The 16,577-nt window shown below is 45.0% G+C and carries 13 protein-coding genes; 5 read left to right on the top strand and 8 right to left on the bottom strand.

The window, feature by feature from the left end:
* The first annotated feature begins 492 nt into the window (after positions 1–492).
* On the top strand, positions 493–1,890 hold the full coding sequence (locus ACHUFI_RS13800; protein WP_394250037.1) for a tryptophanase: 1,398 nt from the start codon (positions 493–495) through the stop codon (positions 1,888–1,890).
* A 109-nt stretch (positions 1,891–1,999) separates the two neighbouring features.
* Here the strand turns inward: ACHUFI_RS13800 and ACHUFI_RS13795 are convergent, their stop codons facing one another.
* Positions 2,000–2,728 carry a transporter substrate-binding domain-containing protein gene (locus ACHUFI_RS13795; RefSeq protein ID WP_394250035.1) on the bottom strand — a complete coding sequence of 243 codons (729 nt, stop codon included), beginning with the start codon at positions 2,726–2,728 and terminating at the stop codon, positions 2,000–2,002.
* 51 nt (positions 2,729–2,779) lie between these two features.
* Positions 2,780–4,315, bottom strand: coding sequence for a methyl-accepting chemotaxis protein (locus ACHUFI_RS13790; protein WP_394250033.1), 1,536 nt, complete (start codon positions 4,313–4,315; stop codon positions 2,780–2,782).
* A 208-nt stretch (positions 4,316–4,523) separates the two neighbouring features.
* Between ACHUFI_RS13790 and ACHUFI_RS13785 the strand changes: the two genes are divergently transcribed.
* Both ACHUFI_RS13785 and ACHUFI_RS13780 read left to right on the top strand, forming a co-directional pair.
* The gene (locus ACHUFI_RS13785; protein ID WP_394250031.1) at positions 4,524–5,495 is read left to right on the top strand and encodes an ABC transporter substrate-binding protein; all 972 of its coding nucleotides are present in this window, start codon (positions 4,524–4,526) and stop codon (positions 5,493–5,495) included.
* Positions 5,496–5,655: 160 nt separating this feature from the next.
* On the top strand, positions 5,656–7,089 hold the full coding sequence (locus tag ACHUFI_RS13780; RefSeq protein WP_394250029.1) for a coniferyl aldehyde dehydrogenase: 1,434 nt from the start codon (positions 5,656–5,658) through the stop codon (positions 7,087–7,089).
* 121 nt (positions 7,090–7,210) lie between these two features.
* Here the strand turns inward: ACHUFI_RS13780 and ACHUFI_RS13775 are convergent, their stop codons facing one another.
* From ACHUFI_RS13775 to ACHUFI_RS13755, 5 genes are all read right to left on the bottom strand, one after another.
* The gene (locus ACHUFI_RS13775; protein WP_394250027.1) at positions 7,211–7,840 is read right to left on the bottom strand and encodes a bifunctional 4-hydroxy-2-oxoglutarate aldolase/2-dehydro-3-deoxy-phosphogluconate aldolase; all 630 of its coding nucleotides are present in this window, start codon (positions 7,838–7,840) and stop codon (positions 7,211–7,213) included.
* A gap of 1 nt (position 7,841) precedes the next feature.
* Complete coding sequence (locus ACHUFI_RS13770) at positions 7,842–8,786, bottom strand: sugar kinase (RefSeq protein WP_394250025.1); 945 nt, start codon at positions 8,784–8,786, stop codon at positions 7,842–7,844.
* A 54-nt stretch (positions 8,787–8,840) separates the two neighbouring features.
* Positions 8,841–9,233, bottom strand: a complete 393-nt coding sequence (locus ACHUFI_RS13765; RefSeq protein ID WP_394250023.1) for a RidA family protein — start codon at positions 9,231–9,233, stop codon at positions 8,841–8,843.
* Positions 9,234–9,306: 73 nt separating this feature from the next.
* Positions 9,307–10,746 (bottom strand): N-acyl-D-amino-acid deacylase family protein, encoded by a 1,440-nt coding sequence (locus ACHUFI_RS13760; RefSeq protein WP_394250021.1) that lies wholly within the window; start codon positions 10,744–10,746, stop codon positions 9,307–9,309.
* Between the two features lie 42 nt (positions 10,747–10,788).
* Complete coding sequence (locus ACHUFI_RS13755; protein ID WP_394250019.1) at positions 10,789–11,652, bottom strand: MurR/RpiR family transcriptional regulator; 864 nt, start codon at positions 11,650–11,652, stop codon at positions 10,789–10,791.
* Between the two features lie 170 nt (positions 11,653–11,822).
* Between ACHUFI_RS13755 and ACHUFI_RS13750 the strand changes: the two genes are divergently transcribed.
* Positions 11,823–13,088, top strand: coding sequence for an amino acid deaminase (locus ACHUFI_RS13750; protein WP_394250017.1), 1,266 nt, complete (start codon positions 11,823–11,825; stop codon positions 13,086–13,088).
* Positions 13,089–13,731: 643 nt separating this feature from the next.
* Positions 13,732–14,940 carry a NupC/NupG family nucleoside CNT transporter gene (locus tag ACHUFI_RS13745; RefSeq protein ID WP_394250015.1) on the top strand — a complete coding sequence of 403 codons (1,209 nt, stop codon included), beginning with the start codon at positions 13,732–13,734 and terminating at the stop codon, positions 14,938–14,940.
* 74 nt (positions 14,941–15,014) lie between these two features.
* Here the strand turns inward: ACHUFI_RS13745 and ACHUFI_RS13740 are convergent, their stop codons facing one another.
* Positions 15,015–16,412: an alpha-amylase family protein gene (locus tag ACHUFI_RS13740; protein ID WP_394250013.1), complete on the bottom strand. Its 1,398-nt coding sequence runs from the start codon at positions 16,410–16,412 to the stop codon at positions 15,015–15,017.
* Positions 16,413–16,577 lie beyond the last annotated feature (165 nt).

Here is a 16,577-nt window from a genome sequence, read left to right as displayed (position 1 = left end):
ATCCTAGCAGCTTACACTTAATGGCTTTCAAGACTGCCTGTTTTGCAAAGCAGTGACAATGGTAATACCGCACAAATGCTGAAAATTAATCAAAAATTAACACAGAGTACGTTGGTTTTTCTTTTGCGCAAAAATGCGCCACCTTTCACAGTCATCCACTCACTAAATCATTTATAGTGGAGATATAGGCTACACTTTTACTATATGTGAAATGTGTCATTTCGCTCAATCATCAAGGAGGATAACGCTATGAGCCAGTTACATCAGCTCGACAGCACGTTAGTGTTGTCGCCATGGTATAACCTTGATTACTGCTTATCGCTGTTAAGTAAAGCAACCTCTCTTTAATTTCCTAGGCGTTTCACGCCAATTTCGCTCGCTCTTTTCGATGCGAAGCGCACTCAATCAATACATTGAATTTTTACTTTCCCCTAGGCAGATCCTTGCGATCTTTTTGCTGACGGGATCAATCTATTTTTAGGAAATTAGAACATGAAACGTATCCCAGAACCTTTTCGTATCAAAATGGTAGAACCCATTAAAATGACCACGTTGCTAGACCGTGAAGTGGCATTATCAGAAGCAGGGCTTAACCCGTTCTTGCTAAGAAGTGATGATGTCTATATTGACTTGCTGACCGACTCGGGCACAGGAGCGATGAGTGATAATCAGTGGGCCGGTATCATGATGGGTGACGAGTCTTATGCTGGCAGTCGTAACTACTACAACTTGTGTGATGCGGTTAAGCACTTCTTTGGTTACAACTTAACGGTTCCTGCGCACCAAGGACGAGGTGCTGAACAGATCCTTTTCCCATGCTTGATTGAGCGAATGAGAAATGTTCGTGGCGGTGAAACGCCGGTTTTCATTTCAAACTACCACTTTGACACCACGGCTGGCCATATCGAGCTCAACGGAGGCAAAGCACTCAATGTCGTGACACAAGAGGCATTCGACACGACCACGCCATATGATTGGAAAGGTAATTTTGACCTGAACAAACTGGAAGCGACGATTGAAGAGCATGGTTCTCATAATATTGCGGCAATCATTACTACAGTGACCTGTAATAGCTCTGGTGGTCAGCCAGTTTCCATGGCGAACATGCGTGCTGTGTATGAGATAGCCACGAAACACGATATCCCGGTTGTGATTGACTCCGCTCGTTACTGTGAAAATGCGTATTTCATTAAGCAGCGAGAAGAAGCTTATAAAGATAGCTCTATCCTAGAGATCATCCGTGAGATGTATCAATACGGCGATATGCTGACGATGTCAGCGAAGAAAGATCCTATGGTGAATATTGGCGGTCTGTGTTGTATTCGAGATCACGAAGAGCTATTCCAAGCAGTACGTACGCGTTGCGTTCCGATGGAAGGCTTTGTGACATACGGTGGTATGGCAGGGCGTGATATGGAAGCCTTGGCGAGAGGTTTATACGAAGGCGCTGATGAGGATTTCTTACACTACCGTATTAGCCAAGTGGAATACTTAGGCGAAAGATTACGTGAAGCCGGGGTTCCAATTCAATATCCAACTGGAGGCCACGCAGTTTTTGTCGATGCCGCTAAGATCCTGCCACATATCCCAGCAGAGCAATTCCCTGCGCAAGTATTGTGTAACGCACTGTATCTAGAAGCCGGGATTCGAGCCGTTGAAATTGGCTCTTTGTTGCTTGGGCGAGACCCTGAAACGGGTAAGCAAAAAGACTCAGAACTTGAGCTGATGCGTTTAACGATTCCTCGACGCGTGTACACCAACGACCATATGGATTACATCGCTGACGCCATCATTGAGTTACGGGACAGGGCAAATGAACTCGTTGGCTTAGAGTTCGAGTACGAGCCAGAAGTGCTGCGTCATTTCACTGCGCGATTCCGCTCTTTGTAAGCAGAAATTAGCAAACTCTAGTCCGAATAAAGCCCCTCTAATAGGTTATTAGAGGGGCTTTTTGTGTGCGCTGAATGGCTAGGAGAAAACCAATCGACGCGGTATAGGACTACTTAATTCCGTATTTGGCGAGGATTTTGTCAAATGTGCCGTTGGCTTTGATCTCTGCAAGCCCTTTGTTAAAGGCATCTATGATCTCGGCGTGTTTTGGGTTCGCCAGCCCAGACGTGACGTGAATAGGGTTTACGGATAACGCGCTATTGGTGAAAGCAAAATCAGATACGTTCATTCCGGCTCCAGATATCGTTGCTTTTGCTACCAGTTCATCTTCCAAGGTTAGGTCGATTCTTTTGGCTTTAAGCTTCTTAACATTAGAGATCAAGTCATTAGCCTCGGGCTTTTTGAAGTTGGTGGCGGCAAGAAATTCAGAACCGTAGCCGTAGTTTCTAATGATCCCGACCGACTTTCCGTCCAAGCTACCGAAACCGTTGTATTCAAAACCATCGCCTGATCGCTTAATGAATTTGAGGGAGTTCTCTAAATAGCTGTCGCTGTATTTTAAGAACGAAGTGCGTTCTTCTGTAAACCAAGTCGCGACCAATATATCGACTTTACCGCCTTTGACTTCATTGAGTGCGCGAGTCCATGGCATGATTTTGAATTGGACTTGATGTCCTTGAGATGCCAAGGCTTCCGTAACAATTTCTACAGAAATCCCAGCGTCCCCTTTGCCTTTATTGACAAAAGGCGGCCACGGATCTTGCGCCGCGGTAATCGTCATACTGAATGCTGAAAATGAGAACATCAAAGTAGTGAGTAATAATAGATAGCGTTTCATAATTCTTCCTTGCTAAGCATGATTGCGTAAGTGTGAATAAGGAGCATTGGCTTACGTGCGGAACTTGGTCATATGCTGAGCGATGTTATTACTTAGGCTCAGCACTTCATCGGTTCGTTTTGCATTGGTACTTGCGCCATGCGACACATCACTGGACGCTTCTGAGGCTTCTACAATGGCTTGGCTAATTTCTTCAACCGCCATTCTTTGTTCTTCAGTGGCTTGAGATATCTGGCCGCTCTTGTCTGAAATGTGAGCGATGAGTTCTTCCACTTCTTTTACCGAAGATTGAGACTCGGCGACTTTAGAAGCGGTAACCTCTAACATGGTGGAAATTCGGGTAATTTCGTCTTCCACAGATTTAGTGGCATTGTCTAACGCTGTTATGTTGGTCTGAATTTGCTCAGTGGATTGACTGGTTTTGACCGCAAGATTTCGTACCTCATCAGCCACTACTGCGAACCCCCGACCTTGTTCACCGGCACGGGCGGCTTCGATCGCGGCATTGAGTGCGAGAAGGTTGGTTTGCCCTGAAATATCATTAATGACATTCAAAACCACGGTGATTTTTTCGCCTTCTTCAATGAGCTTGTGCATTTCTGCGTTCACGTGGTTCATTTCTTCACGCATGTTAATGATTTCGTTCGCTGAGCTTTCGATCGTGTGATGAACATCCGTGGTTAAGGTGGTCGCGCGATTGGCTTCTTCAGCGGTGTTCTGAGCCGTATCCGCGACAGTTACGACGGATTGATTAAGTTGGGTTGCCGCCGCAGCCACAGTCGTCAGTTGGTGCTTTTGAGTTTCAAGCTTTTCAGAGTTGGTTCTTGCGGTTTCTCCATTGGCACTGGCCATTTCTTGCAGGTGGACAGAAGAAGCGGAGACGTCTTGGACAATACTTCTTAGTGAGCCCGTAAATACGTTGATGCCTTCAGTGATTTCATGGAATTCTTTTAATGTGGCTTCAGGTATTCTGTTGGTCAGGTCACCTTCACCTGACGCGAGATCTTTGATTCTTGATGTGAGTTTTTCAAGCGGCTTCAGTACAGTAAAGGCTAATACTGAAATGATGGTAATGGTAATTACGATGTCGAGTAGGACGAGTTCATAGAAAGTATGTACGACGGAATCAGTAAGTTTTGAATTGAGGGCGTGAGTGTCGTAGTACACCGTCACTTGCCCGACATTATGTTCTTCTTCGTATTCGACAAACGTGAGTTTTTTAACGACGGTGTTTTCTAAAAGGTTATTACTTACCATCTGAATTTCGACGGCTTCCGATTTTGTGGCGTCCGGATTTTTGCCAAGGAATAAGAAGCTATTGTTTTCGTTATCCACGACTTTAATGGCCGAAATTTCCGGTGATTTTAATTCTGCTGATGCCGCAAGTGTCGCGGTATTAATATCAAAGTCCCAGATTGCTCTTGGCAAACTGACTTCTAATCGACTTGCAGTATTTTGCACACTCGTTTCTAAATCAGCATAAAGGTTATCTCTAAAGTACTGATACTGAAAGAAAGCGGTGACCATCAACACAAGAGTGACAATCACAATTACTTGTATAACAAATATTGCGCGTATGCTTTTCACTTGAGCCTCTTTATTTAAAAGAGTCGTATTTAGTGTTAAAGGTAGTTATTGATTTAATTATTATCAAATAACCCTAAATTTGTGATGTTGAGCTTGTTAGGGGCGCAGATAACCAGTGAGGTGGCGTGAATAATGATTTGTAGCCCTTTCTGGAATGAGGTGATGATTACCGACTACACTTAGCTTTAAGCAAGGTTTAGGAGGTAAGATGAAGCGAATTTATACCTTGATAATGTTGATGATAGCTCCGTTTGCCTACTCGCAAGATGAGCCGAGAGAAATGGTGTTTGTTCATAGTTACCATTTCGGTTATCCGTGGGTTCAACAATACCGTTCAGGCTTTAACTCTCAAATTACGGAGTTCGTGATCCATGATTTTCAAATGGACACTAAACGTCGCCCTAAATCTGACTTTGAAGGGATATCTGATCAAGCGTGGGCGTTCATTGAAGAAAAGAAACCTGACGTAGTCGTAATCGCCGATGATAATGCTCTCAAGTATTTAGGGCCGCGTTTAACGAAACACCGAATTCCCACTTTCTTCCTTGGGGTGAATGCTAACCCTCGTCAGTATGTCAACATTACTGGCAATATCTCTGGCGTATTAGAGCGACCTCTATTGAAACGCTCCGTTCATATGATCAAAAAGCTTCAGCCTGATGTGAAACGCATTAAGGTGATGATGGATGCTGCCGCGACGTCTGATGCGATCTTACTGACCTCGTTTGGCAATAAGAAGTCATTGGTTATCAATGGTATTGAAGTCACTGCTTTCCTCGTTAATACGATCGAAGAGTGGCATCAGCATGTGCATAGCATCGCTGACGACGGCTTTGACGCTCTGATCATAGCGAACTATGCCGCGCTCAAAGATAACCAAGGTACTCATATTCCACTCGAGGATGTGAGTCGATGGACAAGCCAATATACAGGAGTGCCACTTTACGCTTTTTGGACCTATTCCGTGGGTAAAGGAAAAGCGATTGGTGGTCTTGCGATAAGTGCACTAGAGCAGGGGGCGGAAGTCGCTGTATTGGTAAATCAATATGTTGAATCCGGGAATATGCCGGTGATCAGTACCCCCAAAAAAGGAGCGATGGTCTTTAGCGAATATGAGTTAGATCGCTGGCGCATTAATGTCCCAGAGGAGTTATTAAACCGCGCTGAACTAAGGGAGTAAGCCAACGTACTTTGATTCCGTATCGCTGCATTTAAAGGCTTCAGTCCTTGGCCAATAATTCGCAAGCCCGCAAATTTTGATTGATGTTTTAGCAATAAGTAGCGGCAGTTTATCGAGTACTGGTAAGATGAGGTGAACATTTTCTATCCATGGTGCCTCTATGAATGCAGTGACCGGTTTTATTGCCTCTCAAGCTGAAATGAAATTGTCTGAACAGTTTCATGTCTTAAAAAATGCTTATGCTACTGAGCCTTATTTTCCATTGAAGTCTCGTTTGGAACTGTTACGTAACATCAAGTCGGAGTTACTCTCCAAGCAAGATACGCTTAATGAAGCTTTGTCTGCTGACTATGGCTTTAGAAGCGAATTCGACTCTGCTATTTGTGACTTAATGCCTGCGGTGCAACATATCAATTACACCATCAAGAAATTGCCTAAATGGGTGAAACCGAGTAAACGTCATGCCGGATTGATGCTTAGTCCATCTAGCGTTTCGGTGAAGTACCAACCATTGGGCGTCATCGGTGTGATTGTGCCATGGAATTTTCCTATCGTATTAAGTATTGCCCCTGTTGTGACCGCGTTGGCTGCAGGGAATCGTGCGATGATCAAACTGAGCGAACATACTCCAAATACAAACCAAGTACTCAAGCAGGTGTTTTCTGGTTTTTCCGATCACGTCGTGTGTGTTGAAGGAGAGGCTGACATCGCATCGAGGTTTAGTGCTTTACCGTTTGAACATATTCTTTTTACGGGCTCTACCCCTGTGGGTAAGCTAGTGGCGCAAGCTGCGGCATCTAACTTAACACCAGTGACTCTCGAACTTGGCGGTAAATCACCAGCAATTATTGCACCAGACGCTGACTTAACGGCAGCGGCTGACGCTATTCTGCTCGGTAAATCGATCAATGCCGGTCAAATCTGTGTAGCACCAGATTATGTTTATTTACCAAAAGGGAAAGAGCAAGCTTTTGTCGAGGTTTACTTGAAACGTTTCGAGCGTGCTTATCTTAAAGGTCAGAAAAAGAACGCTAAGAACGGGCACATCACCCAGATCATTAATCAAACTCAATACGACAGGTTGCAACGCTTACTTGAGGATGCCACTCAACAAGGCGCGAAGATTCATACTATCAGTGGTTATGAACTTTCTGAGAGGCAAATGCTGCCGCATTTAATCACTGAAACAAAAGAAGAGTTAGCCGCCCTTCAACAAGAGATCTTTGGCCCAATCTTACCGATTAAGTCCTATCAAAACTTAGACGAAGTCATCGAGTACATTAATGGCAAGCCTCGCCCGCTGGCTCTATATTTGATGACCAATGACAAAGCGACCAAAAAGAGAGTCATTAATGAGACGCACAGTGGCTCGATTGGCATCAATGAAACGCTCTTACAAATAGCCGCGGAAGATGCGCCTTTTGGTGGGATAGGAGACTCAGGTATGGGGATGTATCATGGAGTGGAAGGGTTTAAGACTTTCTCTCATGCTAAAACGGTATTAGATACCCCGGCTTGGATGCCGCGTTCAAGGTGGGTACTGCGCTACAAAAAGTCAATTAAAGCGCTGTTATCGAGTCTGTTTTTACGTTAACCGTCAGCGTCATTTCCGTACCATTGTTGGCTCCAGTATTGTGGTAAAAAATAAGCCTGTTCGAGTTGATTCGAACAGGCTTATTTGTTGTGGAGCTTTACGGGGGCGAGTGAAAGTAATATTAAGCGACGTGTTCAACGGCTTCGCGAACTAAACGACCAATCTCTTCCCAATTCCCGTCTGCAATCAGTTTTGGCGCAACCATCCAGGTACCACCACAGCAGACTACGCGATCAATACCTAAGTAATCAGATACGTTACCTTTCCCAATACCGCCAGTTGGCATTAGCGAGACATCGACATACGGTGCGAGTAGTGATTTCACCATTGCGATACCGCCAGACGCTTCCGCTGGAAAAAACTTCATGAATGTAAGGCCAAGCTCTAAACCTAACTCGATTTGGCTTGGATTGTTTACGCCCGGTACGATTGGCATGCCAACCTGTTGGCAGTATTTAACGGTAGTCGGGTTTAGGCCCGGAGCAACGACAAACTCTGCACCTGCGGCTTTTGCTTTGTCGACTTGATCAGCGTTTAATACAGTGCCAGCGCCGATACACATTTCCGGATAAGCTTCACGCATTAGGCGAATTGCTTCTGCAGCGGCTTCAGTTCGGAAGGTAACTTCAGCAACAGGCAAACCATTGTCGACTAGGGCTTTCGCTAAAGGTACAGCTTGAGCCGCATCATCAATTTGGATGACAGGAATAACTTTAAACGTTTGTAGGGCAAAAATAAGTTCTTGAGACATCTTAGGCTCCTGAAATTTTGAATTGTTCTGTTTTTGATTTAGGGATAATTGCCCCAGAATATTGGATTACGGTACCTGCTAAAGCATGACCTAGTTTTGCACTTTGAGCCGGTGTTTTCCCACTCAAGTAACCTGCTAGGTAACCTGCGGCAAAGGAATCTCCCGCCGCGCAAGTATCGATAACTTTCTCGACTTTGGTTGCTGAGACTTCGACTTGTTCAGCACTACCTTGTAGACCTTGTAGATTGTCGACCACAATACATGGCTCGCAACCGCGTTTGATGACCACTTGTTGGCAGCCGAAGTGTTGGCAGCGGTCAATGATATTCGCATTGCTCCAAACAAGTACATCATCATCTTCAGTAATTAAAGCAACGTCGGTGTAGCTTAATACTTTGCTGTACCAGTGTTTCGCTTCTTCAGTAGACCACAATTGAGGGCGGTAGTTGTTGTCGAAAAAGATTTGTTTGTTCTGTCTTTTCAACTGCTTGATGCAAAGTAGCAAACTTTCTTTCGCTTGGTCATCTAAGATAGCTAAACTGATGCCACTGATGTAGAGCGCATCAATGTCTTCTTTTTCTATGGCTTCTTCTAGTGGAGAAACGTGGTCAAAGTAGCGCTTTACCGCACTGTCACTGCGCCAGTAATGAAATGAACGCTCACCAGAATGATCCGTTTCGACCATGTACAGCCCTGGGTTTTTGCCTTCAATTCGTTTAACCAAGTCACATGCAATGCTTTCGGCTTGCCAGTTATCCATCATTTCTTGGCTGAGTGAGTCTTGGCCAAGACCTGTTGCATAACTGATCTCGAAAGGTTGATCTTGTAAGAGTCGAGCTAGGTATAACGCGGTATTGAGCGTATCGCCACCGTAAGTTCTATTGAGTGGCGCGCCACTTAATTCAATCATGCATTCGCCGAAAAAGGCGATTTTCTTATTTTCCATCAACTCGACTCCTACTACTGATATTTGATTCTTATCGTGGTAACTGTGGTTCCATTAAGCGCGGTCTGCGCGGAAACACGTTACGTCTACTTCGACTTTCACGTCGACCACTAAGTCACATACCATGCAGATACGAGCTGGTGGGTGAGCGCCAAAGAATTCCTTGAATACTTTGTTGAATGACTGGAAGTAACGAGAATCAGTCAAGACGACTTTCACGTGTACAACATCTTCTAAGCCGTAACCTGCTTCTTCCATGATGTCGACACAGTTTTGAATCGCAAGACGAGATTGGTCGACGATACCGCCTTCAACCACTTCGCCATCTGTCATTGGAGTTTGACCCGAAACGTATAGGAAACCACCTGCTTCTGTCGCTCGTGCAAATGGAAGGTGTTGACCACCAGTACCTGTACCGCCTTCAACACCGTAACGTTTAATTGTCATAACTTCTCTCCGTTCTATCTTGAAAATCGTGAGCTCGAAATTTGTCTTCGAGCCAATTTGAGTTAAATAAGGGTTAGCTTGACTGGCGAGCAAGGAATCTGCCTGCACGCTCGGTCACGCCTTGTGTTTCTTGATAAGCAATTTTGCCGTTGACGATAACGGTATCGATGCCTTTTGCCGCTGCGATTGGGTTATCAAAGTCGGCGACATCGCTAATGTTCTTTGCATCGAATATGACAAGGTCCGCGTAATTGCCCGTCTTGATTTCGCCTCGACCACCGAGCTTGAATCGTTTTGCGGAAAGCCCTGTCATTTTGTGAACCGCCGTTTCGAGTGAAAAAATCTTACGCTCTCGGCTGTAGTACCCAAGCACTCTTGGGAATGCACCCCATAAACGAGGGTGCGGATGCGGATCGTTCGGTAAGCCGTCTGAACCAATCATCGTTAGCTTGTATTTGAGTACGCGCTCAACGTCTTCTTCGTCCATACAGTGATAGACGGCGCCTGCAGGTTGCAGTGCTTTAGCTGCGTCCATCAGTGGCAGGCGTAAATCTGAGGCGATGTCTTTCAACATCTTGCCTGCATATTCAGGTAAAGCTTCTGACCAAGTGATGAAGATATCTATCTCATCGGTGACTTGTTTTAGGTCGAGCGTCGATGAGCTTGCCGAATATGGGTAGCAGTCACAGGCGACATCTTGATGCTGATGCGCGGTATCGAGCTTGTCTAACACCTCGACGGTTCTACCCCAGTTACCCGCACCGGCGCATTTCAGGTGAGAAATGATCACAGGCACTTTGGCTTTCTGTCCGACTCGAAATGACTCATCCATTGCGTCTAAAATGCCTTCAAATTCAGTACGCATATGCGTGGTATAAACACCACCAAACTGAGCAAGCTCGAGCGCAAGTTGCTGAACCTCTTCTTCTGGTGAAGATTTGGCACTGGCATAGGCAAGGCCACTGCTTAATCCTAACGCTCCTTGCTCCATCGCTTCACGCAACGTTTTACGCATCGCTTGAATCTGCTCTGAGGTTGCGCCAGTGAACAAATCGTCCATGACGTTATTTCGTAATGTGGTGTGTCCGACTAATGCAGCTACATTGACCGCGGGTTGAGCGTTAGTCACCGCCTGCGCATAATCCGCAAAAGTTGGGTATTTAAAATCTTCCTGCTTGCCAAGCAAGTTCATTGGATCGGGTGGGGCAGTGCTAAGCGTTGCCGGAGAAGCACTAATGCCGCAATTTCCGACGATAGTTGTCGTGATCCCTTGGCTGATTTTTGGTAAACATTCAGGCATACGAATGACGTTTGTATCGTCGTGGGTATGAACGTCAATAAAACCAGGGGCAACAACGTTACCTTGAGCGTCGATTTCATTAGCGGCTTGGTACGACGCTAAATCACCAATCGCGGTAATTCTGTCTTGCTTAACGCCGACATCAGCTAAGTATGAAGGCGTGTTCGTTCCGTCGATGACTGTCGCATTACGAATGATGGTATCAAACTGCATAACTGTGCTGCTCCTTGTTAACGAACTAAGCCTTTGAAGACGTTAGTCACCTAGCGGTTGTCTATCTACTCCTCCTCGATGTGAATCAAGCGCCAGTTTTAGCCTACGTAGTCGGTCACGTGAACGACGTTTGTGGCTGACAGCTAACTCCATCGCGATAACATCAACCATGGCTAGCATGGCGTATCGAGAAGCAGACGGTTTATAAATGAAATCTGTTTCTTTCGTTACTATTGGTAAAACCAAGTCACTCACTTTTGCAAGAGGCGAATCGGCGGTAGTGATTGAGATGATCTTTACGCCGTATTGCTTTGCTATTTCAGCGGTTTCAATGATGGTTGGGGTAAAGCCAGTGACTGACATCACCACAAGTACATCGTTTGAATCGGCTGTTGAGGCAACCATTCTCGCTTGCAAGCCGTCGCTGTATGACACAACGGCGTAGCCCAAGCGAAATGTCCGGTTTTGAAATTCTTGTGCGACCATTGTTGAGCCGCCACCCATACCGATACTGATGATTTGGCGTGCCCCATGAAGCCATTCAACTGCAGTTCTAATGTCATCTTCATTTAGCAATTTTCGGTTTAAGTCCATAGATTGCTTAATGGATTCATAGATCCCTTGTACGCCCGTGTTGTCCATTGGCTCGTGAATAAAGCGCTGACCAACGGCCAGTGATTGCGCCAACTTAATTTTCAAATCTCGGACGTTCTTACAGCCCACTGCTTTTGCAAAGCGAGTGATGGTGGCTTCACTGACGCCTGCTTGTTCAGCTAACTGAGTAATGCTGGCGTTTGCGGACATTGCTAAATCATCCATGATCAATTTAGCGACTTTTTTCTCTGCATCTCTTAATGCGTTAAAACGCTCAGAAATACATGAAATGATATCTATATCGATAGTCATATGGCTTACCTGTTCGCAGAGCAAATACTAAATACACACCGGAATAAAAAAAGTGAGAAAGTGCACATTTAGAATTTGTTTGTTTGATACTTTCTAACGTAGTGAATATCTTATCTTACAGTAAGCCCAGTTACTACAGGTGTTTAGTGCCTTGTTAGGAGAAATTGAAGATGTATCAAGAAAAGCAAAGTTGTGATAGTAATTTTCACGGAAGTCACTCTGAACGCTTGCCTATTGGCACCAAAGGCGTGTCGAACTGTCGATCTTCGAGCGGTCATTTTTCTTTAAAGCAGGAACAGGTGAGCTTACCCTGCGCTGTAGTGCGACAGTCTGCTATTAAAAACAATATTGAGTGGATGCAGTCGTTTGCGAGTAAGAACAATGTGAAGCTATGCCCTCACGGTAAAACTACCATGACGCCAAGCTTGTTTAAGCAGCAACTGGACGCCGGTGCTTGGGGAGTGACGGTGGCTTCAACGGTTCAGGCTCAGGTGGCGGTGCTAGCGGGGGCGAAGCAAGTAATCATTGCTAACCAAGTGGTCGGCAAAGTGAATATGCAGATAGTCGTCGATTTATTGAAGAACAACGATGTGCAGGTTTATTCATGCGTCGATGGCATTAGTAATGTGCAGGCTTGGCAGAAGATAGCGGCAGATCAAGGTGTCAGCGTTCCTTTGTTTATCGAGTTAGGCGTGCAACGTGGACGATGTGGATGTCGAACGAGTGATCAGGTTCATCAAATTGCGAGAGTGATTCATGAGTCTAAGGAATTAGCGCTTCATGGTATTGAGTTGTACGAAGGTGTTATCGGCGGTGATAATGCTGAGCAGGATATTCGTAAATTCTTAGGCTTTGCGGCGTCACTTCTTCGTGAGCTGAAGAAAGAATATTCGTTGCCTCAGGCGATTATCTCGGGAGCGGGCTCGGCTTGGTATGATGTTGTCGCTGAAGAATTCAACAGACTTGATGACTTAACGACCATCATTAGACCAGGCTGTTACGCTATTCACGATACGGGAATCTATCAAGAGGCGCAGCAAAAGGTGCAAGATAGAGCCAGCAATAACGGTGGAGTAGCGTGCGACCTATCTGGTGATTTGTTGTCTTCATTGGAAGTTTGGGCATACGTGATTTCTGTGCCCGAGCAAGGTAAAGCGGTCGTTGGGCTAGGAAAGCGTGATGTAGCGTTTGATGCTGGGTTGCCAATTATCGAACGAATTATTCGAGACGGTGAAGAGATCCAACCCAAAGGACTGACGGCAACCAGTGTTATGGACCAACACATGTTTGTCGAAATGACTGATGAACCGTTATTGGTCGGAGATATCCTGGTGATGTCGACTTCACACCCTTGTTTGACCTTTGATAAGTGGCGTTATGTTGGAGTCGTCGATGAAGATGATTGTATCACCCATTGGATGCCGACTTACTTTTAGCGATCTGAATCGATACTTGGTGTTAGAAAGTAACATCATGGGTTTTGGGAAGCTGAATTGGTGATGGCTAAAGCGTCTGCTAGTGAGTCTTTGACGCCATCAGCATTCGCAGCAATGTGCATTGAAAGAAACATTGCACTTAAACTCAATGCCTTTATGAGTCTTGAATGGTGGCCATAGAGGCATTCTTAACTGGCATTAAGTATCGATAACTTCCTAATAAAGGCACTTATAAAGGAGAAATGAGCGGGTATTGCCCATCAATTGGTCTTTATTATTACCGATTAGGTACTTCCTTTTATCACTCACATCGTGATTAGCGTCTTTAAATTCTACGATTTGATGAATTAATGACCGCGCGATCGTTTGCTTAAATAAATGTGATGAAACTCTCATTTATTTATCTATACTTCTCTTCCGGTTTTAAGCCGGTGCTTAGCCAATACAAGCCGTCACATGGATATGTGAATGACCCCACGGACCGGACCAGCTGCGTTCCTATGCTTGTATAAGGTGATTTTACATGAACAACTTGTTGTTATTGACTACATCGCGCAGTGCTCTGCTCGCGGTTCTTTGTCCTGTTCCTTTAGCGTCTTTCGCTTTTCTGATGCTTTCTTTATAAGGGATTAACGGACATATCATGAATATTTTATTTGGTTTAATCGGCGTTGTATCGCTGATCGTTTGCGCGTACCTGCTATCTGAAAGTCGTTCTGCGATTAAGTGGAAAACGGTACTAAGAGCTTTACTTCTTCAAGTCTCCTTTGCTGCTCTTGTGCTTTATTTCCCTTGGGGACAGCTAGCGTTAACGAGTCTAAGTAACGGCGTTTCAAGCTTGCTTGGTTTTGCTGATGCTGGTATCGCTTTCTTATTTGGTGATCTTGCGAGCACAGGTTTCATCTTTGCGATTCGTGTTCTACCAATCATCATCTTCTTTAGTGCACTCATTTCAGCGCTTTACTATTTAGGCATCATGCAGAAAGTTATCCAAATCTTGGGTGGCGCAGTGCAGAAGCTCCTAGGTACGAGTAAAGCGGAATCGTTAGTGGCAACGGGTAACATCTTCCTCTCTCAAGGTGAATCTCCACTATTGATTCGCCCATTCCTTGCGACCATGACTCGTTCTGAACTGTTTGCGGTTATGGCTGGTGGTATGGCTTCTGTTGCGGGGAGTGTGCTTGGTGGTTACGCTGGGCTAGGTGTTGAATTGAAATACCTTATTGCTGCAAGCTTTATGGCAGCGCCAGGTAGTTTGATGATGGCTAAGATCATTGTTCCTGAACGTGGTGTTCCGAGTGATTATGACAACATTGAACTAGACAAAGCAGATCAAAGCAATGTGATCGATGCGCTCGCGAGTGGCGCTATGAACGGAATGAAAGTCGCTGTCGCGGTAGGTACTATGCTGATTGCATTTGTGAGTGTGATTGCGATGGTCAATACTGGCCTTGAAAACGTTGCCGAAATGTTTGGTATGACAGGCATTACGCTGCAAGCGATTTTTGGTTACTTGTTTTCTCCATTGGCATGGTTGATTGGTATTCCAAGTAATGAAGTTCTGATGGCGGGTTCTTACATTGGTCAGAAAGTGGTAATGAACGAGTTTGTTGCCTTTATCGACTTCGTGGAAAATAAAGCGTTACTGTCTGAACATAGCCAAGTGATCATCACGTTCGCATTATGTGGCTTTGCGAACATTGGTTCGATCGCGATTCAGCTAGGTTCTATCGGTGTGATTGCGCCAGAGCGCCGTTCTGAAGTCGCAAACCTTGGCTTAAAAGCTGTCGCGGCTGGTACGCTAGCAAACCTAATGAGTGCATGCTTGGCGGGTATTTTTATCTTGCTATAATGATGTAATCAATAAAGAAATGCCCGCATAAAGCGGGCATTTTTGTAGGTATGGATGGGTTGCGCTTAACAAGCTTAAAGCATGAACATTCGAGCGGTTTGAGCAGGAATAGTAAGCGTGTGATAACGAGAATTCACTACTACAGAAGCGTTGCTTAACGTGTCTTTGTATTCTTGATACCAGTTGAATTCATGCTGGTAAGTATCAATGGTATACGCTCTTTCTTCGCCACACTTGTTGATTCCGACTAACCCTTGTTTGCCTCGTTTAAATACCAACATACATTGATCGCTATAGAGGACTTGCATGGCTTGCCCTTGCATCTGATTATGGAATTTGATCATGTTTACCATTTTGGAATCATTCCAAACGTTAGCCCAACGTCCATTGTCTTTGTCTTCATCATCAGGCAGTTCATCACTGTATATGAGTGGTGTTCCGCCGTCTTTTCCTAGAATGTACGCGTAGGCCAGTTCTTCGCTCTTCTCATCCATGATTTGGTAGCGAAAACCATCATTGGTTGGGATGTCGTGGGTAATCGTAAAAGTGATCGCGCGATGGTTGTCCAAAGCCTGACCGTACGCTAGCGGATCGTGTAATTGGTTCAGTCCCCCACTGTATGAAAATGCAGAACGGATAGAAGCAAACAGAGGGAAATCATAAGCGGAATGGTTAGTGGCATTCAGATACGGCGCCAAGAATGATTCATAACTCGAGTCGCCTTTGCCACCACTGGTGATGACTTCTCCAAATACATGCATGCCGGATGTGATTTCTTGAGTGAATATTTGGTCAATCTGGTACTGGCTCATGTGTTTAACGGCATCGATTCTAAAGCCTTTCACTCCCATGTCTTTAAGTGCTTGAAGGTAAAGCTTCTGTTGGCTCACTACCCAATTGTTTGGATCTAAATCTGGTAAGCCTGTGTCACCACTGCCCCCGCACAGACGCCAATATTGAACATGCCCTGGGTTGCTCCAGTCGGTAATACAACCCGCAGGGTGAAAATCATTGGCTGAAAAAGAACCGTGTGAAAGGTCGCCAAAGAGTTTTTGATCATTAAAGTAAGTGATGTTGTTTTGGTATTGTCCTAACACCTCATCCCCAGGGTAGTTAAGATCGCTGCGCTTCCAGCTCTCATTCGCCATGTGATTTAACACCACGTCTGCATAAACATCGACGCCTTTCGCTTTTAACGCGGTGATCATTGCTTGTAAATCTTGTTTGTTACCTAAAGGGGAGTCGATGACTCTCAAGTCTTGAGGCTGATAGCGTGCCCACCATTGCGTACCGCTAGACTTCATTGCTGGTGAAATAAGCACTTTCTTGTAACCAGCATTGGCGATAGCTGTCGCGTTAGAAGTGACATCGGAGTACTTCCAATTAAATGCATGCAAAATGGTGTCGGCATGCGCGGCAGTTGAAAGCATGAGTGTTGCAATCGATGTTGCAATTAGTTTTTTATTTATCATTGTAGGGTTCCACGTCTAGATATTGACGTTGGAAATGTATCTATTTTATAAAATAAAACGAAAGGCGAGGCTTTTGCTTTTGAAGCTCTATCACGAATTGTATAGCGTGAAAAACGTCAGATGATATTTTGATTAAATATTGTGCAAGTGGTGGTTCGGTTAAAT

Source organism: Vibrio profundi (assembly GCF_043642225.1).
GTDB lineage: Bacteria > Pseudomonadota > Gammaproteobacteria > Enterobacterales > Vibrionaceae > Vibrio > Vibrio profundi_A.
The sequence above is the reverse complement of the archived record's forward strand: the minus strand, read 5'-3'. Positions and strand labels throughout refer to the sequence as shown.

Excerpts from the sequence above, each read along its gene's own strand:
- ACHUFI_RS13800 (WP_394250037.1), top strand. The coding sequence starts at position 493 with ATGAAACGTATCCCAGAACCTTTTCGTATCAAAATGGTAGAACCCATT.
- ACHUFI_RS13795 (WP_394250035.1), bottom strand. The coding sequence starts at position 2,728 with ATGAAACGCTATCTATTATTACTCACTACTTTGATGTTCTCATTTTCA.
- ACHUFI_RS13785 (WP_394250031.1), top strand. The coding sequence starts at position 4,524 with ATGAAGCGAATTTATACCTTGATAATGTTGATGATAGCTCCGTTTGCC.
- ACHUFI_RS13780 (WP_394250029.1), top strand. The coding sequence starts at position 5,656 with ATGAATGCAGTGACCGGTTTTATTGCCTCTCAAGCTGAAATGAAATTG.
- ACHUFI_RS13775 (WP_394250027.1), bottom strand. The coding sequence starts at position 7,840 with ATGTCTCAAGAACTTATTTTTGCCCTACAAACGTTTAAAGTTATTCCT.
- ACHUFI_RS13770 (WP_394250025.1), bottom strand. The coding sequence starts at position 8,786 with ATGGAAAATAAGAAAATCGCCTTTTTCGGCGAATGCATGATTGAATTA.
- ACHUFI_RS13765 (WP_394250023.1), bottom strand. The coding sequence starts at position 9,233 with ATGACAATTAAACGTTACGGTGTTGAAGGCGGTACAGGTACTGGTGGT.
- ACHUFI_RS13760 (WP_394250021.1), bottom strand. The coding sequence starts at position 10,746 with ATGCAGTTTGATACCATCATTCGTAATGCGACAGTCATCGACGGAACG.
- ACHUFI_RS13755 (WP_394250019.1), bottom strand. The coding sequence starts at position 11,652 with ATGACTATCGATATAGATATCATTTCATGTATTTCTGAGCGTTTTAAC.
- ACHUFI_RS13750 (WP_394250017.1), top strand. The coding sequence starts at position 11,823 with ATGTATCAAGAAAAGCAAAGTTGTGATAGTAATTTTCACGGAAGTCAC.
- ACHUFI_RS13745 (WP_394250015.1), top strand. The coding sequence starts at position 13,732 with ATGAATATTTTATTTGGTTTAATCGGCGTTGTATCGCTGATCGTTTGC.
- ACHUFI_RS13740 (WP_394250013.1), bottom strand. The coding sequence starts at position 16,412 with ATGATAAATAAAAAACTAATTGCAACATCGATTGCAACACTCATGCTT.